The organism is Pseudaquabacterium pictum, from assembly GCF_005403045.1.
Taxonomy (GTDB): Bacteria; Pseudomonadota; Gammaproteobacteria; order Burkholderiales; family Burkholderiaceae_C; genus Pseudaquabacterium; species Pseudaquabacterium pictum.
Genome location: NZ_BJCL01000001.1, coordinates 566,409 through 592,221, shown reverse-complemented (window position 1 = coordinate 592,221; position 25,813 = coordinate 566,409). Strand labels below are relative to the sequence as shown.

The 25,813-nt window shown below is 70.6% G+C and carries 23 protein-coding genes; 12 read left to right on the top strand and 11 right to left on the bottom strand.

The window, feature by feature from the left end; translation table 11 throughout:
* Positions 1-6 precede the first annotated feature (6 nt).
* The 3 genes from FFT10_RS02605 to nanR are packed head-to-tail and all read left to right on the top strand — an operon-like array spanning position 7 to position 3,441.
* Positions 7-1,290, top strand: coding sequence for a ribulose-bisphosphate carboxylase large subunit family protein (locus FFT10_RS02605; protein WP_137731196.1), 1,284 nt, complete (start codon positions 7-9; stop codon positions 1,288-1,290).
* On the top strand, positions 1,284-2,690 hold the full coding sequence (gene oiaK, locus FFT10_RS02600; protein ID WP_137731195.1) for a 3-oxo-isoapionate kinase OiaK: 1,407 nt from the start codon (positions 1,284-1,286) through the stop codon (positions 2,688-2,690). The genes FFT10_RS02605 and oiaK overlap by 7 nt, the downstream gene beginning before the upstream one ends.
* A 22-nt stretch (positions 2,691-2,712) precedes the next feature.
* Positions 2,713-3,441 (top strand): transcriptional regulator NanR, encoded by a 729-nt coding sequence (nanR, locus tag FFT10_RS02595; protein ID WP_137731194.1) that lies wholly within the window; start codon positions 2,713-2,715, stop codon positions 3,439-3,441.
* 7 nt (positions 3,442-3,448) lie between these two features.
* On the opposite strand, the gene FFT10_RS02590 is transcribed toward nanR, so the two are convergent.
* Entirely contained in the window at positions 3,449-4,531 is a 1,083-nt protein-coding gene (locus FFT10_RS02590) for an isocitrate/isopropylmalate dehydrogenase family protein (RefSeq protein ID WP_137731193.1), read from the bottom strand.
* 104 nt (positions 4,532-4,635) lie between these two features.
* Here FFT10_RS02590 and FFT10_RS02585 point away from each other — a divergent pair, with 104 nt between their 5' ends.
* The gene (locus tag FFT10_RS02585; RefSeq protein WP_228026917.1) at positions 4,636-5,514 is read left to right on the top strand and encodes an NAD(P)-dependent oxidoreductase; all 879 of its coding nucleotides are present in this window, start codon (positions 4,636-4,638) and stop codon (positions 5,512-5,514) included.
* Between the two features lie 6 nt (positions 5,515-5,520).
* Here FFT10_RS02585 and FFT10_RS02580 read toward each other — a convergent pair whose 3' ends face one another.
* Both FFT10_RS02580 and FFT10_RS02575 read right to left on the bottom strand, forming a co-directional pair.
* Positions 5,521-7,254, bottom strand: a complete 1,734-nt coding sequence (locus tag FFT10_RS02580; RefSeq protein WP_137731192.1) for an N-acyl-D-amino-acid deacylase family protein — start codon at positions 7,252-7,254, stop codon at positions 5,521-5,523.
* Between the two features lie 105 nt (positions 7,255-7,359).
* Complete coding sequence (locus FFT10_RS02575) at positions 7,360-7,971, bottom strand: LysE family translocator (protein ID WP_137731191.1); 612 nt, start codon at positions 7,969-7,971, stop codon at positions 7,360-7,362.
* Positions 7,972-8,070: 99 nt separating this feature from the next.
* Between FFT10_RS02575 and FFT10_RS02570 the strand changes: the two genes are divergently transcribed.
* Genes FFT10_RS02570 through selB form a run of 3 tightly spaced genes read left to right on the top strand, consistent with a single transcriptional unit; the run spans position 8,071 to position 11,951 of the window.
* Positions 8,071-9,504, top strand: a complete 1,434-nt coding sequence (locus tag FFT10_RS02570; RefSeq protein WP_137731190.1) for a thioredoxin domain-containing protein — start codon at positions 8,071-8,073, stop codon at positions 9,502-9,504.
* Positions 9,501-10,037, top strand: a complete 537-nt coding sequence (locus FFT10_RS28720) for a UGSC family (seleno)protein (protein ID WP_273701380.1) — start codon at positions 9,501-9,503, stop codon at positions 10,035-10,037. The genes FFT10_RS02570 and FFT10_RS28720 overlap by 4 nt, the downstream gene beginning before the upstream one ends.
* A gap of 21 nt (positions 10,038-10,058) precedes the next feature.
* Entirely contained in the window at positions 10,059-11,951 is a 1,893-nt protein-coding gene (selB, locus tag FFT10_RS02555; RefSeq protein WP_137731187.1) for a selenocysteine-specific translation elongation factor, read from the top strand.
* 17 nt (positions 11,952-11,968) lie between these two features.
* On the opposite strand, the gene FFT10_RS02550 is transcribed toward selB, so the two are convergent.
* The 7 genes from FFT10_RS02550 to FFT10_RS02520 all read right to left on the bottom strand — a co-directional run bounded on the left by FFT10_RS02550 (position 11,969) and on the right by FFT10_RS02520 (position 19,472).
* A complete protein-coding gene (locus FFT10_RS02550; protein WP_228026916.1) occupies positions 11,969-12,679 on the bottom strand; it encodes an ABC transporter ATP-binding protein in 711 nt (236 codons plus the stop codon).
* Positions 12,679-13,404 carry an ATP-binding cassette domain-containing protein gene (locus FFT10_RS02545; protein WP_137731186.1) on the bottom strand — a complete coding sequence of 242 codons (726 nt, stop codon included), beginning with the start codon at positions 13,402-13,404 and terminating at the stop codon, positions 12,679-12,681. Before FFT10_RS02545 ends, FFT10_RS02550 begins: the two co-directional genes overlap by 1 nt.
* Positions 13,401-14,453 (bottom strand): branched-chain amino acid ABC transporter permease, encoded by a 1,053-nt coding sequence (locus FFT10_RS02540; protein WP_137731185.1) that lies wholly within the window; start codon positions 14,451-14,453, stop codon positions 13,401-13,403. The genes FFT10_RS02545 and FFT10_RS02540 overlap by 4 nt, the downstream gene beginning before the upstream one ends.
* A complete protein-coding gene (locus FFT10_RS02535) occupies positions 14,450-15,316 on the bottom strand; it encodes an ABC transporter permease subunit (protein WP_137731184.1) in 867 nt (288 codons plus the stop codon). Before FFT10_RS02535 ends, FFT10_RS02540 begins: the two co-directional genes overlap by 4 nt.
* A 19-nt stretch (positions 15,317-15,335) precedes the next feature.
* Positions 15,336-16,562, bottom strand: coding sequence for an urea ABC transporter substrate-binding protein (locus FFT10_RS02530; protein ID WP_137731183.1), 1,227 nt, complete (start codon positions 16,560-16,562; stop codon positions 15,336-15,338).
* A gap of 35 nt (positions 16,563-16,597) precedes the next feature.
* Entirely contained in the window at positions 16,598-18,115 is a 1,518-nt protein-coding gene (locus FFT10_RS02525) for an amidase (protein WP_137731182.1), read from the bottom strand.
* A gap of 199 nt (positions 18,116-18,314) precedes the next feature.
* Complete coding sequence (locus FFT10_RS02520; RefSeq protein ID WP_228026915.1) at positions 18,315-19,472, bottom strand: substrate-binding domain-containing protein; 1,158 nt, start codon at positions 19,470-19,472, stop codon at positions 18,315-18,317.
* A gap of 133 nt (positions 19,473-19,605) precedes the next feature.
* Here FFT10_RS02520 and FFT10_RS02515 point away from each other — a divergent pair, with 133 nt between their 5' ends.
* The 5 genes from FFT10_RS02515 (at position 19,606) to FFT10_RS02495 (ending at position 24,447) form a co-directional block, all read left to right on the top strand.
* Positions 19,606-20,040, top strand: coding sequence for a MarR family winged helix-turn-helix transcriptional regulator (locus FFT10_RS02515; protein ID WP_137731181.1), 435 nt, complete (start codon positions 19,606-19,608; stop codon positions 20,038-20,040).
* A 104-nt stretch (positions 20,041-20,144) separates the two neighbouring features.
* Positions 20,145-20,735, top strand: coding sequence for a polyhydroxyalkanoate synthesis repressor PhaR (gene phaR / locus FFT10_RS02510; protein ID WP_137731180.1), 591 nt, complete (start codon positions 20,145-20,147; stop codon positions 20,733-20,735).
* 30 nt (positions 20,736-20,765) lie between these two features.
* Positions 20,766-22,175 (top strand): 30S ribosomal protein S12 methylthiotransferase RimO, encoded by a 1,410-nt coding sequence (gene rimO, locus FFT10_RS02505; protein WP_137731179.1) that lies wholly within the window; start codon positions 20,766-20,768, stop codon positions 22,173-22,175.
* 27 nt (positions 22,176-22,202) lie between these two features.
* Positions 22,203-23,387, top strand: a complete 1,185-nt coding sequence (locus FFT10_RS02500; protein ID WP_137731178.1) for a PLP-dependent transferase — start codon at positions 22,203-22,205, stop codon at positions 23,385-23,387.
* 124 nt (positions 23,388-23,511) lie between these two features.
* On the top strand, positions 23,512-24,447 hold the full coding sequence (locus tag FFT10_RS02495; RefSeq protein ID WP_137731177.1) for a GGDEF domain-containing protein: 936 nt from the start codon (positions 23,512-23,514) through the stop codon (positions 24,445-24,447).
* Between the two features lie 25 nt (positions 24,448-24,472).
* Here FFT10_RS02495 and argG read toward each other — a convergent pair whose 3' ends face one another.
* Positions 24,473-25,813: an argininosuccinate synthase gene (gene argG / locus FFT10_RS02490; RefSeq protein WP_137731176.1), complete on the bottom strand. Its 1,341-nt coding sequence runs from the start codon at positions 25,811-25,813 to the stop codon at positions 24,473-24,475.

The window sequence follows — 25,813 nt, the reverse complement described above, 5'->3', positions numbered from 1 at the left end:
CACCGCATGACGCCGTCCACCTTGCCCGATCTGCCGCCCCTGTCGGCGGCCGACGGCCGTGTCCATGCCCGCTACTGGCTGGAAACCGGCGACGACCCGCAGCGGGCCGCCGAGGTGATCGCCGGCGAGCAATCCAGCGGCACCTTCACCGCCGTGCCCGGCGAAACCCCGGCGCTGAAGGCCCGCTCGGGCGCGGTGGTCGAGCAGCTGCAGCTGCTGGATGTGGTCAGCCAGCCCAGCCTGCCCGGCATCCTGGTGGCGCCGCGCTACCAGCGCTGCCTGCTGGAGCTGTCGTGGCCGCTGGCAAACTTCGGTCCGTCGCTGCCCAACCTGATGGCCACGGTGGCCGGCAACCTGTTCGAGCTGCGCCAGGTCTCGGGCCTGCGCCTGCTCGACCTGGCCGTGCCCACCGCGTTTGCCGCTGCCTGCCCTGGCCCGGCCTTCGGCATCGCCGGCACGCGCCGCCTGGCTGGCGTGGCCACCGGGCCGCTGATCGGCACCATCATCAAGCCCAGCGTCGGCCTGTCGCCGCAGGAGACGGCCGACACCGTGCGCCAGCTGCTGGCCGGCGGCATCGATTTCATCAAGGACGACGAACTGCAGGCCGACGGCCCGCATTGCCCGTTCGACCAGCGCGCCGCCGCCGTGATGCAGGCGGTGCATGCTGCCGCGCAGGCTCAGGGCAAGCAGGCCATGGTGGCCTTCAACATCACCGGCGAGGTGGACGAGATGCGCCGCCGCCACGACCAGGTGCTGGCCCTGGGCGGCACCTGCGTGATGGTCAGCCTCAACAGCGTGGGCCTGGCCGGCCTGCTGGCACTGCGCCGCCACAGCCAGCTGCCGATCCATGCCCACCGTTGCGGCTGGGGTTACCTGAGCCGCCACCCGGCGCTGGGCTGGGACTACGCGCCCTGGCAGGCGCTGTGGCGTCTGGCGGGCGCCGACCACCTGCATGTCAACGGCCTGGCCAACAAGTTCAGCGAGGCCGACGACAGCGTCATCGCCGCCGCCCGCGCGGTGCTGCGGCCGCTGGATGCGGCCCATCCGATGGTGGCCATGCCGGTGTTCAGCTCGGGCCAGACCGGCCTGCAGGCCGCGCCCACCCATGCGGCGCTGGGCTGCACCGACCTGATCCATGCCGCCGGCGGCGGCATCCTGGGCCACCCCGGTGGCATCGCTGCCGGCGTGTCGGCCATGCGCGAGGCCTGGGTGGCGGCCGAGGCCGGCGTGCCGCTGGCCGACCATGCCCGCCAGCACCCGGCCCTGGCCCAGGCGCTGCAGACATGGTGAGCCCGGCGCAGCCGCCAGCCAGCCCGCTGCTGCTGGCCTACTACGGCGACGACTTCACCGGCTCCACCGACGCGCTGGAGGCCCTGACCAGCGCCGGCGTGCCCACCGTGCTGTTCCTGCAGACGCCCACGCCGGCGCTGCTGCAGCGCTTTCCCGGTGTGCGGGCAGTGGGCATGGCCGGCCAGGCCCGTGGCCGGTCGCCGGCCTGGATGCGCGCGCACCTGGCGCCGGCGCTGCAGGCCCTGGCCGCGCTGGGCGCGCCGATCCTGCACTACAAGGTCTGCTCCACCTTCGATTCCTCGCCGCAGATCGGCTCGATCGGCTGCGCCATCGAGCTGGGCCTGCCGCTGGTGGCCGGCCGCTGGTCGCCGATGGTGGTGGGTGCGCCGCGGCTGGGCCGCTACCAGGCCTTCGGCCACCTGTTCGCCGTGGCCCAGGGCGTGGGCCACCGGCTCGACCGCCATCCGACCATGGCGCGGCATCCGGTCACGCCGATGCACGAATCCGACCTGCAGCGCCACCTGGGCGAACAGACCACGCTGCGCCGCGCACTCATCGATTTCACTCAGCTCAAGGCCGGCGCCGGCGCAGCCCGGCTGGAGGCCATCTGCGCAGGCAGCCCCAACGACGCCGATGACCGGCCGGTGGTGCTGATCGATGTGCTCGACGACGAGACTCTGCGCGCCGCCGGCGCGCTGGTGTGGTCGCAGCGGGGTGCCGGGCTGTTCACCGCCTCGTCCTCGGGCCTGCAGGACGCGCTGGCGGCGCACTGGCAGGCCACCGGCGTGGTCGCCGGCCCGGCCAGCCTGCCGCCGGCGGCCGCGGTGCCGGCCATCGCCGCCGTCAGCGGCAGCTGCTCGCCAGGCACCGCGGCGCAGATCGCCTGGGCGGCGGACCATGGCTTCGCCACGCTGCGGCTGGACCTGCCGGCCCTGCTGCAGGGCGGCGCGGCCGAGACCGACCGGCTGGTGGATGCGGCCGTGGCGGCGCTGGCAGCCGGCCGCAGCCCGCTGGTCTACACCGCGGCCGGACCGGACGATCCGGCCGTGCAGGGCTTCGATGCGGTGGCCGCGGCCGCCGGGCTGGACCGCCAGCAGGCCGCCGAGCGCACCGGCCAGGCCCTGGCCACCGTGCTGTGCGCGCTGCTCGACCGTGTGCCCGCGCTGCGGCGGGTGGCGGTGGCCGGCGGCGACAGCTCGGGCGCGGTGGCTGCCGCGCTGGACGTGCTGGCCCTGACCCAGCAGGCCAGCCTGGTGCCCGGCGCACCGCTGTGCCGGGCCTGGTCGGCACGGCCCGGGCGTGACGGCCTGGAGATCGTGCTCAAGGGCGGCCAGATGGGCGGCGACGACTTCTTCGGCCGGGTGCGCGACGGCGTTGGCGGCGGCGCTCTGGCATGCTGATGCCTTTGCAGCCGCCCTGCGCATGAACACCGACCAGCCCATCCAGAAACGCAAGCTCTACCAGGAGGTGCAGGACCGCCTGATGCAGCGCATCCAGACCGGCGAGATCGCGCCCGGCGAGCAGCTGCCGCCCGAGCGCGAGCTGATGGAGGTCTACGGCGTCGGCCGCCCGGCGGTGCGCGAAGCGCTGCAGGCGCTGGAGCGTTCGGGCATCGTCGAGATCTCCCACGGCGAGCGGGCGCGGGTGGTGGTGCCCAGCGCCCACAGCCTGATCCAGCAGATCGCCGGTGGTGCGCGCCACCTGCTGCAGATGCAGCCCGAGACGCTGGAGCACCTGCGGCAGGCGCGCATCTTCCTGGAGGAGGGCACGGCCCGCATGGCGGCACAGCGCGCCACCGCAACCGACGTGGCCGCGCTGCGCGCCAACATCCAGGCCCACCGCGACTCCTTGCCGCGGCTGGACGAGTTCCTGGCGCACGACATGGCCTTCCACCGCGCGCTGGCCCGCATCAGCGGCAACCCGATCTTCCCGGCCATCGTCGAAGCCATCTTCCAGTGGGCCAGCGCCGACTACCGGCCGCTGGTGCGGGCGCCGGGCGCCGAACTGCTGACGCTGGAGGAGCACAGCCGGGTGGTCGATGCCATCGCCGCCGGTGACGCCGACGCGGCGGCGGCGGCAATGCGGGCCCACCTGGCGCGGTCGAATGCGCTGTACCGGCGCATCGAGGAGGCGCAAGATCGCCCGTCCTGACCTGGCCTCAGCCCAGCTGGCGGCAGATGGCCGCGGTCATGTCGGTGCAGCTGGCGGTGCCGCCCAGGTCGCGCGGCACCGTCTCGCCGGCGGCCAGCACCGCTTCCACCGCGCGTTCCACCCGGCTGGCGGCCGTCAGCAGGTCGGCATCGGCATGGCGCTCGCCCAGCCAGCGCAGCATCAGCGCACCCGACAGGATGGTGGCCACCGGGCTGGCCAGGTTCTGGCCGGCGATGTCGGGCGCCGAACCATGGGCGCCCTGGAACAGGCCGTGGTGTTCGCCCAGTTCGGCCGACGCGGCGATGCCCAGGCCACCCACCGTTCCGGCGCCCAGGTCGGACAGGATGTCGCCGAACATGTTCTCGGCCACGATGACATCGTAGAAGTCGGGCTTCTTCAGCATGTGCACGGTGATGGCGTCGGCATAGGCATGGTCTCGCTGCACATCGGGGTAGGCCGCGCCGACCTCGTCGAACACCGCGCGGAAGAAGGCATAGCTGCGCAGGATGTTGGCCTTGTCGCAACAGGTGACGCGGCGCTGGCTGTCGCGCGGCGCACCGCTGCGCTGGCGCGCCAGCGCGAAGGCGAAGCGCGCCACCCGTTCCACGCCCTTGCGGGTGACCACCAGGGTGTCGGTGGCCAGCTCGCCGCGCAGGTTGATGCCCGCGCCGCGGCTGGCATACAGGCCCTCGGTGTTCTCGCGCACGATCACGTAGTCAATCTGGCCCGGCTGCCAGCCGCGCAGCGGCGACTGCACGCCCCGGTACAGCTTGATCGGCCGCACGTTGGCGAACAGGTCGAGCCGGAAGCGCAGCTGCAGGTGCAGATCGTTGCCGACCTCGGTGCCGTCCGGGTAGGTGATGCCCGGCAGCCCGGCTGCGCCATGCAGGATGGCATGCGCGCCGCGGCAGGCGGCTTCGGTGTCGGCGGGCAGCACCGCGCCGCTGCGCGCGTAGTGCGCGGCACCGCCGTCATGGGCGGTGAAGCGCAGCCGGCTGCCGCAGGCCTCGTGCAGCACTGCCACCGTGGCCTGGCAGACCTCCGGGCCGATGCCGTCGCCGTCGATGGTGGTGATGTCGTAGTGCTGCATGGCGTGTCTGGCGCTTTCGTGGTGCAAGGTTCACCAGCCTAACACCGTATCCGGGCGGCCTGCGGCGCGGCCCGACCCCTTCCACCTTTCAGGAGCAACTCAGCATGAACCTCGGCATGAACATCGGCATGGTGGGCATCGGCCTCATGGGCCACGGCATCGCCACCAACCTGGTGAAGCGCGGCCATGCACTGGCGGTGCTGGAGCACCCCGGCAACCAGCCGCTGGACGGCCTGAAGGCCGCCGGTGCCCAGGCCTTCACCAGCGCCGCGGCGCTGGCGGCGCGCTCGGAGGTGGTGATCCTGGTGCTGACCGGGTCGCCGCAGGTGGAGACGGTGCTCACCGGCCCGGATGGCGTCCTGCAGGGCCTGCGCCCGGGCAGCGTGGTGATCGACTGCTCCACCGCCATTCCGGCATCCACGCTGCGCATGGCCGCCGCGGTGCAGGCCGCCGGCAGCCGCTTCCTGGATGCGCCGATGACCCGCACGCCCAAGGAGGCCGCCGAAGGCCGCTTGAACCTGCTGGTGGGCGGCGATGCCGACCTGCTGGAACGCTGCCGGCCGGTGCTGCAGTGCTTTGCCGAGAACATCAGCCATGCCGGCCCGGTGGGCGCCGGGCACAGCATGAAGCTGCTGCACAACTATGTGTCGCTGGGCATGGTCACGCTGCTGGCCGAGGCCGCCGCCTGCGCCCAGCGCAACGGCGTGGCACTGGACGTGTTTGCCGATGTGCTGGCCAAGGGCGGCGGCGGCGGCACGGCGCTGGAGCGGCTCAAGCCCATGCTGCTGGCCGGCGATCCGTCGGGCCTGCGCTTTTCCATCGCCAATGCCGCCAAGGACCTGGGCTACTACAACGCCATGGCGGGTGATGCCCAGGCCCAGCGCGCCGTGGCCGCCGCGGTGCTGGGCACGCTGGACGGTGCGTTGGCCCAGGCCGCGCCGGGCGCGCTGATGCCCGAACTGGTGACACTGCTGGCGCGCTGAGTCCGCTCAGCCCGCCGGCATGGTTTGCGGCCCGCGCACCAGCCGGCCGGGCAGGGCGCCTGTGGCCTCGCCATCGCGGTAGGTGACGGCACCCGCCACCACCGTGGCGACATAGCCATCGGCGCGCTGCAGCAGGCGCTGTCCGCCGGCCGGCAGGTCGTCGGCCATCACCGGCGCGCGCACCCGCAGCCGGTCCATGTCGATCACGTTCAGGTCGGCGCGGTAGCCCGGGGCCACCAGGCCGCGGTCCAGCAGGCCCACGGTGCGGGCGGTGTCAGCAGTCTGACGCTTGACCAGCCAGCCCAGGTCGAAGCGGCCCCGGGTGCGGTCACGCCCCCAATGGCTCAACAGGTAGGTGGGAAAACTGCCATCGCTGATCACGCTGACATGCGCCCCACCATCGCCCAGGCCGGGCACGGTGTGCGGATGGGCCAGCATGTCGTGGCAGGCATCCAGGTGGCCGTGGGCATAGTTGGCGAAGGGCGCGAACAGGAAGGCCCGGCCGTTGTCGGCCAGCAGCAGGTCGTAGGCGGTTTCGGCCGGTGTCTGGCCACGTTGCTGGGCGAGGGCGGTGACGGCCATCTCCGGCGGCGGCTCGTAGTCGGGCGGGTCGCCGAAGGCATAGACGCGGCTGAAGTCGGCAAAGCGCGGCAGCAGCGGGTCGGCCGGCCGGCCATCCAGCTGCTGCAGCTCGGCCAGGATGCGTGCACGGGTGGCTGGCTGGCGCAGCAGGGCCACACGCTGGTCCAGGCTCAGGTGGGCGATGGCCTGCATGCCCGGGCAGCTGGAGAACGGGTTGCGGCTGCCCTGCAGGCCCAGCAGCACGCCGATGGGCCGCGGCGCCACCTGGGCGGCCATCGCCAGGCCCTGGGCGTTGGCATCGGTCGTCAGCGCCAGCAGCTGGCGCCAGCCCTCGGGTGCACTGTGGCGCTGGCCCAGCGAGAACGACAGCGGCCGGCCCGAATCGCGCACCAGCCGGGTCAGCATCGCGAACTCTTCCTCCAGCGACGGCATGTTGAAGTCGGAGATGAACTGCAGCACGCCGCGGCCGGCATCCTTCAGGCCGGCGGCGATGGCCTGCAGCTCGGCCTCCGTCGCGCGCAGGCTGGGCGTGGGCTCGCCCTTGACCGAGCGGTGGTTGACCGAGCGCGAGGTCGAGAAGCCGATCGCCCCGGCCTGGATGGCGGCGGTGGCCAGGCGGCGCATCGCCGCGCAGTCGTCGGCGGTGGCGGCTTCCAGCCGGGCGCCACGCTCGCCCATCACGTAGACGCGCAGCGCGCCATGCGGCAGCTGGGCGGCGATGTCGATGTCGCGCGGCTGGCCGGCCAGCGCATCCAGATAGTCGCCGAAGCTCTCCCACTGCCAGCTCAGGCCCTCGTGCAGCGCGGTGCCGGGGATGTCTTCCACGCCCTCCATCAGCTCCACCAGGCGCTGGCGGTGGTGGGCATGCACGGGCGCGAAGCCGACGCCGCAGTTGCCCATCACGGCGGTCGTCACGCCGTGCCAGCTGCTGGGCTGCATGCGGGCATCCCAGCTGGCCTGGCCGTCGTAGTGGGTGTGGATGTCGACGAAGCCGGGCGTCACCAGCTTGCCGCGGGCGTCGATCTCCTCGCGGCCGGTGCCGGGCACGCGGCCGACCGCGGTGATGCGGCCCTGGTCCACCGCCACATCGGCATGGCGCAGTGGGCCGCCGTGGCCGTCGGCCAGTTCACCGCCGCGGATGACGAGGTCATGGCGCATGGTCCGGATCCTTTCGCTGCCAGGGTGCGGCGCAGTCTGCGCCCGGGGTGCGGCGGCCTGAAGTCGCCTGCGTGACCCCGCAGTGCAGCAATCTCAGCGGCGGGATCAGCGCGTCAGCGGCAGGGCCACGCCCATGGCCACGAACATGCCGCCGCAGGCCCGGTTGAAGCGCTTGCCCAGCCGCTGCAGCCAGCCACGCACCCGGTGGGCCATCAGCGCCAGCGCCCATTCCACGCCGATCTCCACCACCACGAAGACCGTGGCCATGATGAGGAACTGGGTCAGCAGGTCGCGCGCGGGGTCGATGAACTGCGGCAGGAAGGCGCCGTAGAACAGCAGTGCCTTGGGGTTGGAGACCGCTGTGAGCAGCCCCTGGCGGAACAGGGCGCTGCCAGCGGCCTGCGGCGCGCCCGCATCGGCCACCAGCGTGATCGCCGGCGCCCGCCACAGCTGCACGCCCAGCCACACCAGGTAGGCGCCGCCCAGCCACTTCAGCAGCGTCAGCGCGCTGGCCGAGGCCTGCAGCAGCGCGCCGATGCCCAGCATCGACAGGCCGATCAGCAGCGTGAAGCCGGCGGCGCCGCCGGCCACGGTGAACAGCGTGCGGCGGTGGCCATGCAGCGCGCCGTGGGTCAGCACCAGCAGGCTGTTGGGGCCGGGTGTCAGCGACAGGCCGATGGCCGCGGCCAAGTAGAGCAGCCAAGTGTGCAGTGCCATCCAGCCAGTCTATGCGCGCCGCCTTGTCGCAGCCGGGACAAACCGCCATGGGGCCGCAATGCCACGATGCCGGTTGCTCCAGCCACCGAGACCCTGCCCATGGCCTTGCCCGATGGCCTGATCGTGATTGCCAAGCGTGAATGCCCCACCTGCACCCTGGTGGAGCCACTGCTGGCCCGCCTGGCCGCCGGTGGCGCGCCCCTGACCGTGCTGGTGCAGGACGACCCGGCCTACGCCGCCGGCGTGCCCGGCGCGGTGTTCGACAGCACGCTGGAGCAGAGCTTCCGCCTGGGCATCGAGTTCGTGCCCACGCTGATCCGCATGGCGGGCGGCCGCGAGGTGGCCCGCACCCATGGCTGGCACCGCGGCGATTGGCAGGAGATCAGCGGCCAGCCCGACCTGGGCGCCGACCTGCCGCCGTTGCGCCCCGGCTGCGCCAGCAAGACCCTGGACCCGGGCATCGCCGAGGCGCTGCAGCTGCGCTATGGCAGCACCGGCCTGACGGCACGCAACGTCACCCTGGGCGATGCCGAGGATCCGGTGGAGGCCTGTCACGACCGTGGCTGGACCGACGGCCTGCCGGTGGTGCCGCCCACGCCCGAGCGGGTGCTGCGCATGCTGGCCGGCACCCCGCGCGCGCCGGGCGAGGTGCTGGGCCTGGTGCCGCCCGACCTGGCGCCCTGCACGGTGGAAAAGGTCGCCATCAACGCGGTGATGGCCGGCTGCAAGCCCGAGTACATGCCGCTGGTGCTGGCCGCGGTGGAGGCGGCGCTGATCGACGAGTTCGGCATGCACGGCATCCTGTGCACCACCATGTTCTGCGGTCCGCTGGTGGTGGTGAACGGGCCGATGGGCCGGGCGGTGGGCGTCAATTCCGGCGTCAACGCGCTGGGCCAGGGCCACCGGGCCAACGCCAGCATCGGCCGGGCGCTGCAGCTGGTCATCCGCAACGTGGGCGGCGGCCGGCCCGGCGAGGTGGACCGCGCGACGCTGGGCACGCCGGGCAAGTACAGCTTCTGCTTCGCCGAGGCCGAGATCCCCGAGTGGGAGCCATTGCATGTGCAGCGCGGCTTTGCGCGCGAGGCGTCCACCGTCACGCTGTTTGCGGGCGAGGGTGTGCAGGGCGTGGTCGACCAGAAGAGCCGCACGCCCGAATCGCTGGCCAAGAGTTTTGCCGCCTGCCTGCGGGTGGTCGACCACCCGAAGCTGGCGATGGCCGGCGACGCGATCCTGGTCGTCTCGCCCGACCACTGCCGGGTGTTCCTGGAGGCCGGCTGGTCCAAGGCCCGGCTGCTCGATGAACTGACCCGCCTGCTCACCGTGCCGGGTGAGCAGCTGGTGGCCGGTGCCGACGGCATTGCCGAGGGCATCCCGGCCGCGTTGGCCGGCAAGCCCATCCCCAAGTTCCGCCCCGGCGGCCTGCTGATCGTGCGGGCCGGCGGTGGCGCCGGCCTGTTCTCGGCCATCATCGCCGGCTGGGCCGCCTCAGGCCCGGTCGGTTCCATTCCTGTCACGAAGGAGATCACGGCATGACTGCCTCTCTGGTGTTGCTGGACCCCACCTCGGAGCGATCACCCGTCGCCCGGGCGCTGGCGGTGCGGCCGCCGTCCCTGCACGGCCTGGCCGTCGCGGTGCTCGACATTTCCAAGGCCCGCGGCAATGTGTTCCTCGACCGCGTGGCCGAGTTGCTGGCGGCGCAGGGCGTCACCGTCAACCGCTACCGCAAGCCCACCTTCACCCGGCCGGCACCGACCGCACTGCGCCAGCAGATCGCGGCCGAGAACCAGCTCGTCATCGAAGGCCTGGCCGACTGAGGATCGTGCACGTCGTGCTGTATGCATGACATCGCAGATCTGGAGTCGCGCGGGCTGCCCGGTGTGGGAGTGGCGTCGAGTGAATTCGTGCAGGCGGCAGCGGCGCAGGCGCAATCGCTGGGCTTCGACCCGGCGATGGTGTTCGTCGCCCATCCGATCCAGGACCGCAGCGACGACGAAATGCGCGCCCTGGCCGATGCCGCCTTGCCCGGCATCGTGGCGCGCCTGGTGGCCGCGCAGGCCACTGGATAGCCGCAGCCCGGCCGGCGTGGCGTGATCATCGCCACCGCCGGCCATGTGGACCATGGCAAGACCACGTTGGTGAAGGCGCTCACCGGCGTTGACACCGACCGGCTGCCAGAAGAACAGGCCCGTGGCATGACCATCGACCTGGGCTTTGCCCAGGCCGACCTGGCGCCCGGCCTGCGGGTGGGCTTCATCGACGTGCCGGGCCATGAGCGCCTGGTGCGCAACATGCTGGCCGGCGTGGCTGCCATCGACCTGGCGCTACTGGTGGTGGCCGCCGACGACGGCCCGATGCCGCAGACCCGCGAGCACCTGGACATCCTGGCCCTGCTGGGCGTGCCGCAGCTGGTGGTGGCGCTGACCAAGGCCGACCGGGTGGATGCGGCGCGGCTGGCCGCCGCCCGGGCCGAGGTGGCGGCGCTGCTGCAGGCCGGACCGCATGCCGGCGCGCCGGTGCTGGACGTGGTGGCGCCCACTGGCCAGGGCGTGGCCGCGCTGCGCGAACACCTGGCGGGCGCCGCCCGGGCGGTGGCCACGCGGCCGGCGGACGGCCACTTCCGCCTGACCATCGACCGCAGCTTTGCGGTGGATGGCGCTGGGCGGGTGGTCACCGGCGCGGTGCTGGCCGGCCAGGTGCAGGTGGGCGATGCGGTGCAGTTGCTGCCGCAGGGCACGGCGCTGCGGGTGCGCGGGCTGCAGGTGCTGGGCAAGGCGGTGCAGTCGGCGCGGGCCGGCCAGCGCTGTGCCGTCAACCTGGCCGGCGCCGACCTGAAGCGGGCGGCGCCGGCGCGGGGCGACTGGCTGGCCGCCAGCAACGCACCGCCGCCCAGCAGCCAGCTGGATGTGCAGTTGCAGTGGTTGCCGGCTGCCGGCCCCCCGCCGGTGCCGCGGGCGCAGCTGCTGCTGCACATCGGCGCGGCGGCGGTGCCGGCGCGTTGGTCACCGCTGGGCGATGTGGCACCCCAGGCCGGCGGCAGCGGCTGGGCGCGGTTGACGCTGGCGCAGCCGGTCAGCGCGGCCTGGGGCGACCGCTTCATCCTGCGTGAGGCTGCTGCGCACCGGAGCCTGGCCGGCGGCTGGGTGGTCGACGCCTTCGGGCCGTCGCGCGGACGCAGCCAGCCGCAGCGGCTGGCGCAGCTGGCAGCGCTGGCGCTGGCCGATCCGGCCGCGGCGCTGTCGGCATTGGCCGGGCAGTCGCCCGACGGCGTCGACCTGGACCACTTCCGCCAGGCCCGCAGCCTGCCGGCGGCGCAGGCCGATGCGCTGCATCGCCTGCTGAGCCTGCACTGCGTCCCAAGGCCGCGGGGCCTGCTGGGACTGACTGCCGCGCAGTGGCAGCATTGGCAGCAGCGGCTGCTGCAGGCGGTGGATGCCTGGCATGCGGCCCGGCCCGACAGCCTGGGACCGGATGAGCAGGCGCTGCGGCAGGCGCTGGACACCGATGCGGCGCTGCTGCGTGCCAGCGTGGGTGCCACGCTGGCCAGCGGCGCGCTGGTGCGCGATGGCCTCTGTATCCGGCGCCCCGACCACCAGCCGGTGCTGCCCACCGACGAGGCCGACCTGCTGCAGCGGGTGGCCGCCCAGTTGCAGCCCGCCGGCCTGCGGCCGCCGATCGTCGGTGACCTGGCGCAGCAGCTGGACCTGACCTTGCCTGTTCTGCTGGACGGCCTGGCGCGGCTGACCGCGCGTGGCCTGCTGGTGCGGGTGGCACCCAACCGCTGGTACCTGCCGCAGACGGTGCAGCAGCTTGCCGCCGTGGCCCGTGAGCTGGCCGCCGCCAGCCCCGACGGCGCCTACGACGCCGCGGCCTACCGGGACCGCAGCGGCATCGGGCGCAACCTGACGGTGCAGGTGATCGAGTTCCTGGACCGCGCCGGCATCACCCGCTTCGACGGCAGCCGCCACCACCTGCGCGGTTGAGGCGCCATGGCCGGCGATCAGCCGTGCACGCCGGTGTACTCGCTCATGATCGCCAGGTCGCCCAGGTGCGCCCGCGGGATCTCCTCGCCCAGTTGGCCGCGCTTGATCACCAGCACCCGTTGCGACACCGCGGCGATGAACTCCAGGTTCTGCTCCACCAGCACGATGGTCAGCTGCATGCGGTCGCGCAGCGCGGCCAGGGTCTCGGCGATCTCTTCGATGATCGACGGCTGGATGCCTTCGGTGGGCTCGTCCAGCAGCAGCAGGCTGGGCTGGCCGGCCAGGGCGCGGGCCAGGGCCAGCAGCTGCTGCTCGCCGCCCGACAGCGAGCCGCCGGCACGGTCGAGCAGGGGCTTCAGCCGCGGGAAGTCGGCCAGCAGCCGGTCAACGCCGTCGATGCCGGGCTGGCCGGTCTTGACCAGGCCCATGCGCAGGTTGTCCAGCACGCTCAGCGCCGGGAAGATCTCGCGGCCCTGCGGCACATAGGCCATGCCCAGGCGGGCCCGGGCATGCGGTGCGGCACGGGTGATGTCGGCACCGTTGAGTGTCACCGTGCCGGCCGTGGCCCGCAGTGCGCCGATCAGCGTGCGCAGCAGCGTGGTCTTGCCCATGCCGTTGTGGCCCAGGATGCCCACCGATTCACCCGGCGCAATGGACAGCGTGATGTCGCGCAGCACCGGAATGGCGCCGTAGCTGGCGCACAGGCCGTTGGCTTCCAGCATGGCCATCAGTGGGCCTTTTTCCCGAGGTAGATCTGCTGCACCAGCGGGTCGCTCATGATGCGGTCGGGCGTGTCCTCGCGCAGGATGGCGCCCTGGTGCAGCACCGTCACCTTCTTGGCGATCATGCGGATGAAGTTCATGTCGTGCTCCACCACCACCAGCGCATGCTGGCGGTTGATCTCCAGGATCAGTTCGGCGGTGCGGGCCACCTCGGCGTCGCTCATGCCGGCGGCGGGCTCGTCCAGCAGGATCAGCGGCGGGTCGGCGGCGATCACCACCGCAATCTCCACCCACTGCCGCAGGCCGTGGGCCAGCAGGCCGGCCAGGTTGTCCTTGTAGGCCAGCATGCCCACCCGCTCCAGCGTGTCGCGGGTGATGCGCTCGGCCTGCTGGGCACTGTTGGTGCGGCGGGCCGAGAGCCACACGTTCTCCCACACGCTCAGGCCGTTGAACAGGCTGGGCACCTGGGTCTTGATGCCGATGCCCAGCCGGCCGGGCTGGTGCGGCTGCATGTTGGAGATGTCCTGCCCGCGGAACAGGATCTGGCCCGAGCTGGGCTTGGTCTGGCCGGTCAGCAGCTTGAAGAAGGTGCTCTTGCCGGCGCCGTTGGGGCCGATGACGCAGCGCAGCTCCGCCTCGGCCAGGCTGAAGTTGACATCGCGCGTGGCATGCACGCCGCCGAAGCGCACGTTGAGCATGCGGGTCTCGAGCAGGGGGACGGGCGTGCTCACCGGGCGTTCTCCGTCTGCGGCAGCGGCGCTGGCGGCAGCGAGTCCGCCGCTGGCTGGCGGCGCCGCCAGACCGCCTCGATCAGATCGCCCAGGCTGGGCACGATGCCCCGTGGCACCAGCAGCACGAAGACCACCAGGATGGCGCCCAGCACCAGGTTGGAATTGAAGGTCTGCTGGGTGCCGATGCTGGTGGTCAACCACTGGATGGCGATGCAGCCCACCACCGGGCCCACCAGCGTACCCAGGCCACCCACGATCACCCAGATGATGATCTGCGCCGACATTGCCAGGCCGAAGATGGTGGGGCTGGTGAAGGCGCCCCAGTTGGCGAACAGGCAACCCGCCAGCCCGGCGATGGCGCCGCCCAGGGTGAAGCAGCCCAGCTTGTAGGCACGGGCGTCGTAGCCCAGCAGCAGCACGCGCTGCTCGTTCTCTTTCGCGGCGATGATCACCCGGCCGATCTTGGAGGCGATCAGCCAGCGCAGGCCGGCATACACCACCAGCAGGCAGACCATGGCGATCGAGAACAGCGCCTGCTGGCTGAGCACCTCGTCCACGTTGCCGGGCAGGTTCAGCGTCGGGATGCCCGGGATGCCGTTGAAGCCGCCCAGCGGCGCATTGCCGATCTTCCACTCCGGCCCGGCCGTGCTGTTGACCAGGTTGAACAGGATCAGCGTGACGGTCAGCGTGATCACGCCCATGTACACATCGGACAGGCGGCCGTAGAAGATCACATAGCCCAGCAGCGCGGCAAACAGCGCCGGCACCACGATGGCCAGCAGGAACGGAACCGTGCTGTCGCCGAGGTTGATCACCGCAATGGCGTAGGTGTACGCCCCCAGGCCGAAGAAGGCGGCCTGGCCGAAGCACAGGATGCCGCCGAAGCCCCAGATGAAACCCAGGCTGACACCCAGGATGGCCATCACCACATAGATGGTCAGCTGGATCAGGGTGAAGTCATCGACCAGCCCGGGAAGCAGGAAGAGTAGGGCGGTGCCGATGGCCAGCGTCAGCGCCGCGCTGTGCCAGGAGTTGACGAAGCGCTTCACAGCGAACCCTTGAAGAAGCGGCCGGTGATGCCCTGCGGCAGCAGGCGCAGCATCACGATGGCCGCGAACAGCAGCGCCACCTCGCCGAACACTGGCGTGGTGAGGAAGGTGGCCACCTGGTTGATGGCGCCGAACAGCGATGAGGCGCCCACCAGCCCGGCCAGGATGGCCGGCCCGCCGCCGATGACGGTGATGAAGGCCTTGGCGATGAAGGCGCCGCCCATGGTGGGCACCACGCCGGTCAGCGGCGCCAGCAACGCGCCGGCCAGGCCCGACAGTGCCGCACCGGCGGCGAAGGTGACCGAGTACACCTTGCCCGGGCTTATGCCCAGCGCGTCGGCCATCTCCGGCTTCTGCATGGTGCCGCGGGCGATCAGGCCCCAGCTGGTGCGCAGCAGCACCCAGCGGATGGCCAGCGCCAGCACCACCGCCACGCCGATGATCACCAGCGTGTACCCGCTGACCGAATAGGCGCCGATGCGGAAACTGCCCAGCGGCGCCGACACACCCGCCGTGGTGTTGCCCGCCACCGAGGTGACGATGCCCACCAGCAGCAGCGACAGGCCCCAGGTGGCCAGCATGGTGTCGACCATGCGGCCGTAGAGCCGGCGGATCACCAGCCGCTCCAGCACCACGCCGATCCCGCCCACCACCACCGGCGCCACGATGAACATCGCCAGCCAGAGGTTCAGGCCCAGGCCGTGGGCGGTGATGGTGGCGTAGGCGCCCAGCATCATGAACTCGCCATGCGCCAGGTTGATCACCTTCATCATGCCGAAGATGACAGCCAGCCCGGCCGACGCGATGACCAGGCTGGCCACCGCGTACAGCACCTGGATCAGGACAACAGCAGCAAGGTCCATGTCGGGGCGCCTGGCGGGGTCAGACCTTGATCACATATTGCTGGTTGTCGCGCGGGTTCTTCTGCAGGTTGCACACCGCGCTGGTGTCGGTGGGCGCCTGCTGCTGGAAGGTCTGCACGATGTTGAGCTGCTTGTTGCGCGTCTCGGCGATGCTGACGTTGAGCACGCAGTGGTGGGTGGCGGGGTCGATGCTGACCTTGCCGCTGGGCCCGTCGATGCTGATGCCCGACTCCAGCGCGGTGGTCACCTTGGCGATGTCCACCGAGCCGGCCTTCTTCACCCCCTCGGCCCACAGCTTGAAGCCTTGGTAGGTGCCCATCGCCAGCTCGGTGATGTTGGGGTAGTCCTTGCCGAAGCGGGCGTAGAACCGCTCCTTGAAGGCCTTGTTCGCCGGCGTGTCCAGGTTCTGGAAATAGTTGTAGCAGACCAGGAAGCCGTCGGTCTCGGCGGCCGACAGCACCACATGCTCGTTGCCGCCGGCAAAGGTGGTGGAGGCCAGCGGGATCTTCTTGGTCAGGCCCGCCGCCGCCCATTGGCGGTAGAACGACATGTGGGCGCCGCCCACCAGGGCCGAGACCACCATGTCGGGCTTGGCCGCCTCGATCTTGGCGATGGTCGGGCCGAAGGCGGTCACGTCCAGCGGGAAGAAGTCGATGGCTGCCACCGAGCCGCCGTTCTCCAGGGTGAACTTCTTCACCCATTGCGAGGTGATCTGGCCGTAGTTGTAGTCGGCGGCGATCACGTAGACCTTCTTGCCCCACTTGTTCATCGCATAGGGCACCAGCTTGGCCACGGTCTGCGCCGGCGTCACGCCGGTGCAGAAGGTGCCGCGGTCACAGACGCCGCCCTCGTACTGCGTGTTGTAGAAGTACAGCGTCTTGCTGCGGTTGAGCACCGGGCGGATCACCTCGCGCGAGGCGGAGGTGATGCCGCCATGCACCACCGCCACCTTGTCCTTCAGCGCGGCCTGCTGCGCGAACTGCGCGTACATCTGCATGTTGCTCTGCGGGTCGTAGCTGACCAGCTTGAGCTTCTTGCCCAGCAGGCCGCCGGCCTTGTTCTGCTCCTCGATGGCCAGGGTCAGTGCGTCGAGCATCGGCTTGCCGTAGATGTCGAGCCCGCCGGACAGGTCGTGGATGCTGCCCACGCCGATCTCGTCGGCGGCCAGCGCCGACAGGGGCAGGACGACGGAGCTGCCCGCCAGTGCGGCAGCGCCCGATGACTGGATGAATCTGCGACGGTCCATGTTGGTTCCTGTTGTGTGGAGTGCGGGAGAGAGGCTCAGATGGTCTTCCAGTCGCCAGACTGTTCGAAGGCGTAGGCGGCGCGGTAGATGGTGGCTTCGTCGTAGTGCTTGCCCACCAGCATCATTCCCACCGGCAGGCCGTCGACCAGGCCGCAGGGGATGCTGATCGCCGGGTGACCGGTGATGTCGAACGGGCAGGTGTTGGGCAGCATCTCGAAGGCGCGGGCCACCACTTCCTCGACCGGCGCGCCGGGCTTGGGGATGGGCGTGGCCACCATCGGCAGCGTGGGCATCAGCAGCAGGTCGAAGTCGGCCAGCGTGGCGTCGTAGGCGTCCTTCAGCTGGCGCGCCAGGTTCTGCGACTTGGCGTAGAAGTGGCCGCGGTAGTGCTGGATGAAGTATTCGCCCAGCACCATGGTCAGCTTCAGCGTCTCGCTCAGCTCGTCGGCCCGGGCCTTCCAGCCGGCGTGGAAGTCGACCATGCTGGTGACGTACAGGCCCTTCCAGTTGAAGCCGTGGCCGTTGTCCTTCATCATCTGCTGGGTGGCGCCCTCCGCGGCGATCGGCAGCCAGATGGCCGGGCCGACCAGGTGCATCGGCACCGACACCTCCGACACCTTGGCACCCAGCGCGGTGAATACCGCCGCCGCCTTCTTCACCTTGGCATCGCTGTCGGCCAGGCTCTGCGGCCAGCCGAAGCCCTCCTTGACGATGCCGATCTTGAGACCGGCCACACCCTGCTTCATCAGATCGGCATAGGGCTTGGGGCCCTGGCCGGCATGTTGGCGCGGGTCCAGCCCGTCGGGGCCGGCCAGCACCTCCAGCATCAGCGCGTTGTCGCTCACGTTGGCCGTCATCGGGCCGGTGTGGTCGATGGTCAGCTCGATGGGCATCACGCCGGTGTAGGGCACCAGGCCGTGCGTGGGCTTCATGCCGACGATGCCGCAGTAGGACGCCGGCATGCGGATCGAGCCGCCCTGGTCGCCGCCGATGGCCAGATCGACCTCGCCGGCGGCCACCAGGGCCGCGCTGCCGGACGAAGAACCACCGGCCGAGTAACCCATGCGCCAGGGGTTGTGCACCGGCGCGGGCGAACTGGTGTGTGATCCGCCGGAGAAGCAGAAGTATTCGCAGGTGGCCTTGCCCACCACGGTGGCGCCGGCATCGAGCAGGCGGGTGACGATGGTGGCGTCGACGTTCGGCACATAGCCTTCCAGCGTGGAGGCGCCGTTCATCATGGCCACGCCGGCCACGCAGACGTTGTCCTTCAGCACCACGGTCTTGCCGGCCAGCTTGCCCTCGGGCTTGCCCTTGATCGTGGACTTGACGTACCAGGCGCCGTACTTGTTTTCCTCGCCGGCCGGAAAGTAGCCGGGCGTGCGCGGGTAGGTGACGCGCGGCAGGTAGTCGGGCAGGGCGTCGACCACGTCGTAGGCATCGAAGTTCGCCTGCAGCAGGGTGTTGTACACACCGGCCTGCTCGGGCGACAGGTGGATGCCCAGGCTCAGGGCCACGTCTTGCAGCTGGTCGAGGGTGGGGCGCTTGATGGCCATGTTGACTCCGGAGGGGGGTGGATCCTGCGCCGCCTGGCCGGGGTCTCCCGCCCGGCGCGGCGCTGCCTGCATCGGCGGCGTTCCGTGCAACACGTCACGCTGCCGATGCCTCCGGATTCTGGGCATCGGTATTTTCCAAGTCAAGCAAAAAGATTGCCTTGGAAAATGATTGGCCCGACTGCGGGCCACCGCCCGGGCGCTACAGGCGGGTGATCACCTTGAACACATGGCCCTCGGCCCGGGCCAGGTAGATGGGGGTGTCGCTGACGCCGCCGCCGGCATAGTGCGCGGCCCGTGCGCTCTGGTAGTGCAGCGGCGCCCGGCCCATGGTGTCCCAGTCGTGGTGGGAGCGCAGCGCCTGGTTGAACAGCGCCGCCAGGAAGTGCACGCCCTCGTAGGTGGACTGGCCGAAGGTGTTGAGCGTGGGCGCGCGTTCGCCGAAGTGGCTGCGGTAGCGCGCCTTGAAGGCCAGGTTCTCGTCGGTGTCCAGCGTGGCGAAGTAGCCGCTGGAGACGAACAGGTCGTCGGCGTTGTCGGCGCCGATGCCCAGCAGCTCGTTCTCGCCCAGCGCACCTGAAAGCCGCAGGATGCCGCGCGACAGGCCGGCGCGGCCGAAGGCGCGGTTGAACTCGACCGAATCCTGTCCCACCAGCGACACCAGCACCGCATCGGCCCGGAAGCGGCGGATCTGGTCGAGCACCGCGCTGAAATCGGTGGTGCCGAAGGGCAGGTAGGCCTCGGCCACCATCTCGGCGCCGGCCTCGGCGATGTAGCTGCGGGCCTGGCGGTGCGACACATGCGGCCAGACGTAGTCGTTGCCCACGGCGAACCAGCGCTTCGGCCGCCGGTGTGCGCCCAGCCAGCGGATGGCCGGCGCCAGCTGGTTGGCCGTGACCTCGCCGATGGCGAACACCCCGGGCGTCGATTCACCGCCCTCGTACAGCGGCGTGTAGACGAACGGAATGTGGCCGCCCACGGCGCGCAGGATGCGGTGGCGCACCGCGCTGGTGTGCATGCCGATCAGCGCATCGACGCTGCTGCTCTCCACCAGCTCGACCAGCACCGATTCGATGTCGGGTGCGTCGTCCGACGCGTTCACCGTGATCAGCCGGCAGCTCTGACCGCTGATGCCGGCGCCGCGGTTGAGCTCGGCCACCGCCAGCCGGGCGCAGGCCAGGCCCGACGGCCCCCAGATGCCGGCCGAGCCGCCCAGCGGCACGCACAGCGCCACCGTGATCTCGCGCTGGTCGGGCAGGGGCTGGTGCCGCTGGCCCGGCCGCAGGCGCGGTCGCAGCAGTGGCGCGTGCAGGTGGCTGTCACCCGGCGTGGCCAGGGAACCCGGACTTGATGAGGCCATCAGACGTACTCCTGGTGATGCACCAAGTTGGATTCGGGTGTTCGAGCTTTGCGCAGCCCGCACCACGGTGGTTTCCCTGGAAAGTGATTTTGCGTAGACTTCGCTCGCGACTGTGACCGTGATTGCACTGACCATGCCCGCCGACCAAGACATTTCCGAGTACCTCGCCTACCTGCTGGCGTCGGCCAACCGCCGCATGCACCTGGGCCTGGCGCAGTCGATCGCGCCCGAGGAGGTGACCGAGGAGCATTGGCGGGTGCTGCAGGTGCTGTCCGACGAGCAGGGCCGCTCGATGGGCGAACTGGCCGAGCGGGTGCTGATGAACCACCCCGCGCTGACCAAGAACATCGACCGCCTGGTCAGCCGCGGCCTGGTGCAGCGGGCCGCCGATGCCCAGGACAACCGCAAGGTGCTGGTCTACATCAGCGACTTGGGCCTGGAAGTGGTGCAGCGGCTCAAGGTCAATGTCGACGCCCACCACGGCGCGGTGGCCGAGGCCATGGGCCCGCGCAAGGTCGAGCAGCTGAAGAAGCTGCTGAAGCAGTTCATCGACGAATCGGCCACCTGAGCCTGGCGACCGGCCAGCAAGGGGAAACCGCAACGGGAAACTCCTGTCGGCGGCGGCGGGGGCGCTCCCTAGAATGGGCCTTCCGCCCCCAGGAGCCGCTCTCGATGCCATCCCAACGCCGCAGTGCTGCCAAGCCGGCCCCTGAAGCCGCAGCTGCTGGCGCCATGCGGGTGCTCAAGAAGTACCCCAACCGGCGGCTGTACGACACCCGCACCAGCAGCTACATCACGCTGACCGACGTCAAGCAGATGGTGCTCGAGGGCGAGACCTTCGAGGTGCGCGACGCCAAGACCGGCGAGGAGATCACCCGCAGCATCCTGCTGCAGATCATCCTGGAGGAGGAAACCGGCGGCATGCCGATGTTCACCACCCAGATGCTGGCCCAGGTGATCCGCTTCTACGGCCATGCCATGCAGGGCATGATGGGTTCGTACCTGGAGAAGAACCTGCAGACCTTCGTCGACCTGCAGGGTCGGTTTGCCGAGCAGAGCAAGGGCTTGTACGACCCGAAGAGCTTCACACCCGAGATGTGGAGCCAGTTCATGACCGGCCAGGCACCGCTGATGCAGGGCCTGATGGGCAACTACCTGGAGCAGAGCAAGAACCTGTTCGTGCAGATGCAGGAGAAGGTGCAGGAGCAGATGCAGGCCGGCGCGCTGTTTCCCGGCATTCCGGGGCTGATGCCCAAGAAGTGAGGCGCGGGCGTTGTCGCGGACAATCGCGGCATGTCTGACACCACCACCACGGCTGCCGCTGCAGCCCCCAAGATCGGCTTCGTCTCGCTGGGCTGCCCCAAGGCGCTGACCGATTCCGAACTGATCCTCACCCAGCTCAGCGCCGAGGGCTACCAGACCAGCAAGCGCTACGAGGGCGCCGATCTGGTCATCGTCAACACCTGCGGCTTCATCGACGACGCGGTCAAGGAAAGCCTGGACACCATCGGCGAGGCACTGGCCGCCAACGGCCGGGTGATCGTGACCGGCTGCCTGGGCGCCCGAGAGGCCGACGGCGGCGGCAACCTGGTGCGCAGCATGCACCCCAGTGTGCTGGCCGTCACCGGCCCGCATGCGACGCAGGAGGTGATGGACGCGGTGCACCTGCATGTGCCCAAGCCGCATGATCCCTTCGTCGACCTGGTGCCCGAGGTGCGCAGCCAGTTCCGCGGCGAGGCGGGCATCAAGCTGACGCCGCGCCACTACGCGTATCTCAAGATCAGCGAGGGCTGCAACCACCGCTGCACCTTCTGCATCATCCCCAGCATGCGCGGTGATCTGGTCTCGCGCCCGGTGGGCGATGTGCTGGCCGAAGCGCGCGCGCTGTTCGAATCCGGCGTCAAGGAACTGCTGGTGGTCAGCCAGGACACCTCGGCCTACGGCGTGGATGTGAAGTACCGCACCGGCTTCTTCGACGGCCGGCCGGTCAAGACCCGCATGACCGAGCTGTGCGCCGCGCTGGCCGAGCTGGCCAAGCCGCACGGCGCCTGGGTGCGGCTGCACTATGTCTATCCTTATCCGCATGTGGACGAGCTGCTGCCGCTGATGGCCACCGGCGCGGTGCTGCCCTACCTGGACGTGCCGTTCCAGCACAGCCACCCCGATATGCTGCGCCGCATGAAGCGCCCGGCCAGCGGCGAGAAGAACCTCGACCGCCTGCTGCAGTGGCGCGCTGCCTGCCCCGAGCTGGTGATCCGCTCCACCTTCATCGCCGGCTTCCCGGGCGAGACCGAGGCCGAGTTCCAGCACCTGCTGGACTTCGTGCGCGAGGCGCAGATCGACCGGGCCGGCTGCTTCGCCTACTCGCCGGTCAACGGCGCCGCCGCCAACGAGCTGCCCGGCGCGCTGCCGGCCGAACTGCGCGAGGAGCGCCGCGCCCGCTTCATGGCGGTGGCCGAAGAGGTGTCCATCGCCCGGCTGCAGCGCCGTGTGGGCGCCACCATGCAGGTGCTGGTCGACCATGCACCGGCCTTGGGCCGCAAGGGCGGCACCGGCCGCAGCTATGCCGATGCGCCCGAGATCGACGGCACCGTGCGCCTGCTGCCGCCCGAGAAGGCCAGCAAGACGCTGAAGGCCGGTGAATTCACCCGCGCCCGCATCGTGGCCACCGACGGCCATGACCTGGTCGGTCAGCCGATCTGACGCCCGCATTTCACTGCAGAGATCGCCATGAGTACGCCTTCCGACACCCCGCAGGACCTGGTCACCCACCTGCTGCACCACCCCTACCAGCCGCCCGACACCTGGGATGCCGTGCCGCCCGGCGTGTTCAAGGCGTCGACGGTGATCTTTCCCGACACCCACGCGCTGCGCAGCCGCACCTACACCGCCAAGACCGGCTACACCTACGGCCTGCGCGGCACGCCCACCACCTACACACTGGAAGAGCGCCTGGCCGCGCTGGAAGGCGGGCGTTTCTGCATCCTGTCGCCCAGCGGGCTGGCGGCCATCACCAACGTCAACCTGGGCCTGCTGCGCCAGGGTGACGAACTGCTGCTGCCGGCCAATGTCTACGGCCCGTCCAACGACATGGCGGTGAACGTGCTGTCGCGCTGGGGCATCACGCACCAGTTCTACGACCCCATGGACCCGGCCGACCTGTCCGCCAGGATCGGCCCGGCCACCCGGCTGGTGTGGGTGGAGGCGCCAGGCTCGGTGACGATGGAGTTCCCGGATCTGCCGGCCCTGGTGGCCGCGGCCAAGGCGCGCGGGGTGCTGGTGGCGCTGGACAACACCTGGGGCGCCGGCCTGGCCTTCCGGGCGTTTGATCTTGGCATCGACATCGTGATGCAGGCCCTGACCAAGTACCCGTCCGGCGGTGCCGACGTGCTGATGGGCTCGGTCGTGACCCGCGACGAGGCGCTGCACCAGAAGCTGCTGAAGCTGCACGGCCAGCTGGGCATCGGCGTGGCCGCCAACGATGCGGAATTCATCCTCAAGGGCCTGCCCACCATCGCGCTTCGCTACCACGCGCACGATGCCGCGGCCCGCCAGCTGGCCGCCTGGCTGGGCACCCAGCCGGCGGTGCGCCAGGTGCTGCACCCGGCGCTGCCCGGTTCGCCCGGCCATGCCCACTGGGCGGCCACCTGCACCGCGGCGGCTGGGCTGTTCTCGGTGATGCTGGACCCGGCGCTGACACCGGCGCAGGTGGACGGCTTCGTCGACGCGCTGCGGCTGTTCAAGATCGGCTATTCCTGGGGTGGCCCGGTCAGCCTGGTCGTGCCCTACGACCTGAGCGCCATGCGCACCGACCGCTCGGCGCTGCCCGGGCACCTGGTGCGTTTCTCCATCGGGCTGGAGGCGGTGGCCGATCTGCAGGCCGACCTGGCCCAGGCGCTGGCCACGCTGCGCTGAGCCCGCGCGCACGCCACCGGCCGGGCTGCGCACAACTGCGCAGCCGGGGCCAGGCGGCCTCGCCGGTGGGGCGCCGGCTGCGGTACAACCCAGGGCTTCCTGTTGCCCGATTGCCCCGCCGCCGATGTCCAACTGGGACCCGTCCACCATCGCCATCGACCCCAGCCAGCTCACGCTGCTGCAGGGACTGGACAGCGAAGAAGCCCGCCGCTGCAGCCTGGTGGTCTACAGCGGTGGCGACACCGGCCGGCAGATCACACTGCCCGAGGGCACCAGCTCCATCGGCCGCTCGGCGGCCGCCAGCCTGCAGATCGACGGCCCGGGCATGAGCCGCCTGCATGCCGAGGTGGTGGTCGACGGCACCCAGGTGCTGCTGCGGGACCTGGGCTCGGCCAATGGCAGCTATGTGCAGGATGTGCGCCTGACCGGCCCGCGCCCGCTGCGCGATGGCGACCGCGTGCGCCTGGGCAGCGTGCTGCTGAAGTTCTACGAGCACCAGAGCGTGGACGCCGCGCTGCACGACCGTGTCTACCGCATGGCGATGGTCGATGCCGGCACCGGCCTGTACAACCGCCGCTACCTGCACGAGACCCTGCGCCGCGAATTGCGGCAGACCCGCCAGGGCGGCCGGCCGATGGCGGTGATCAGCTTCGATCTGGACCGCTTCAAGTCGGTCAACGACACCCACGGCCATGCGGCGGGCGATCTGGTGCTGCGGGAGTGCGCAGTGGTGGTCAGTGGCGTGGTGGGCGCGGGCGGGCCGGGTTCGCCCACGCTGGGCCGGCTGGGTGGCGAGGAATTCCTGGTGCTGATGCCCGGGGCCACCCTGCCGGTGGCGCGGGCGCTGGCCGAGCGCCTGCGTGCTGCCGTGGCTGGCCACACCTTCGTGCTGCCGGCCGGCCTGGCCGACAGCCGGCCGCTGGTGGCCCACCGGCAGACCATCTCGCTGGGTGTGGCCGAATGGACCAGCGCGATGCTGGATGCATCGGACCTGCTGGACGCCGCCGACCGGCGCCTCTACCAGGCCAAGCACGAAGGCCGCGACCGGGTCTGCAGTTAGCAGACGACCGGCTCAGCTTCAAGCTTCACTCGCCTGCCGGGCCCGCCAGCAGCGGGATGGCGCCATCGGAGCTGGCGCCCAGCAGACCCACGCTGCTGTAGATGCCCAGTTTCTGGCGGGTGTCCTGGATGTCCAGGTTGCGCATGGTCAGCTGGCCGATGCGGTCGGCCGGCGTGAAGGCGCCTTCCACCTTCTCCATGCTCAGCCGTTCGGGCTGGTAGGTCAGGTTGGGGCTGGTGGTGTCCATGATGGAGTAGTCGTTGCCGCGGCGCAGCTGCAGCGTCACCTCGCCGGTGATGGCGCGTGCCACCCAGCGCTGGGCGGTCTCGCGCAGCATCAGGCACTGCGGGTCGAACCAGCGGCCCTGGTACAGCAGGCGGCCCAGGCGGCGGCCGTTGTTGCGGTACTGCTCGATGGTGTCCTCGTTGTGGATGCCGGTGACCAGGCGCTCGTAGGCGATGTGCAGCAGCGCCATGCCCGGGGCCTCGTAGATGCCGCGGCTCTTGGCCTCGATGATGCGGTTCTCGATCTGGTCGCACATGCCCAGGCCATGGCGGCCGCCGATGCGGTTGGCTTCCTCGAACAGCGCCACCGGGCTTTCGAAGCTGCGGCCGTTCAGCGCCACCGGCTGGCCTTCCTCGAAGCGCACCGTCACCTCCTCGGCCTTGACCACCACGTCGTCGCGCCAGAAGGCCACGCCCATGATCGGGTTGACGATGTGCATGCCGGCGTTCAGGAACTCCAGGTCCTTGGCCTCGTGGGTGGCGCCCAGCATGTTGCTGTCGGTGCTGTAGGCCTTCTCCACGCTCATCTTGTAGTCGAAGCCGTGGGTGATGAGGAACTCGCTCATCTCCTTGCGGCCGCCCAGCTCGTCGATGAAGGTCTGGTCCAGCCAGGGCTTGTAGATGCGCAGCGCCGGGTTGGCCAGCAGACCGTAGCGGTAGAAACGCTCGATGTCATTGCCCTTGTAGGTGCTGCCGTCGCCCCAGATGTGCACGTCGTCTTCACGCATCGCCACCACCAGGGCGGTGCCGGTGACGGCACGGCCCAGCGGCGTGGTGTTGAAGTAGGTGGCGCCACCGGTGCTGATGTGGAAGGCGCCGCACTGGATGGCGGCGATGCCTTCGGCCACCAGCTGGGGGCGGCAATCGATCAGGCGGGCCTTGTCGGCGCCGTAGGCCAGTGCCTTGCGCGGGATCTCGTCGTAGTCGCTCTCGTCAGGCTGGCCCAGGTTGGCGGTGTACGCGCAGGGCACGGCGCCCTTGCTGCGCATCCACAGCACCGCTGCGCTGGTGTCCAGGCCGCCGGAGAAGGCGATGCCGACACGTTCGCCGACGGGAAGACGTTGAAGGATGTTGGCGGCCAC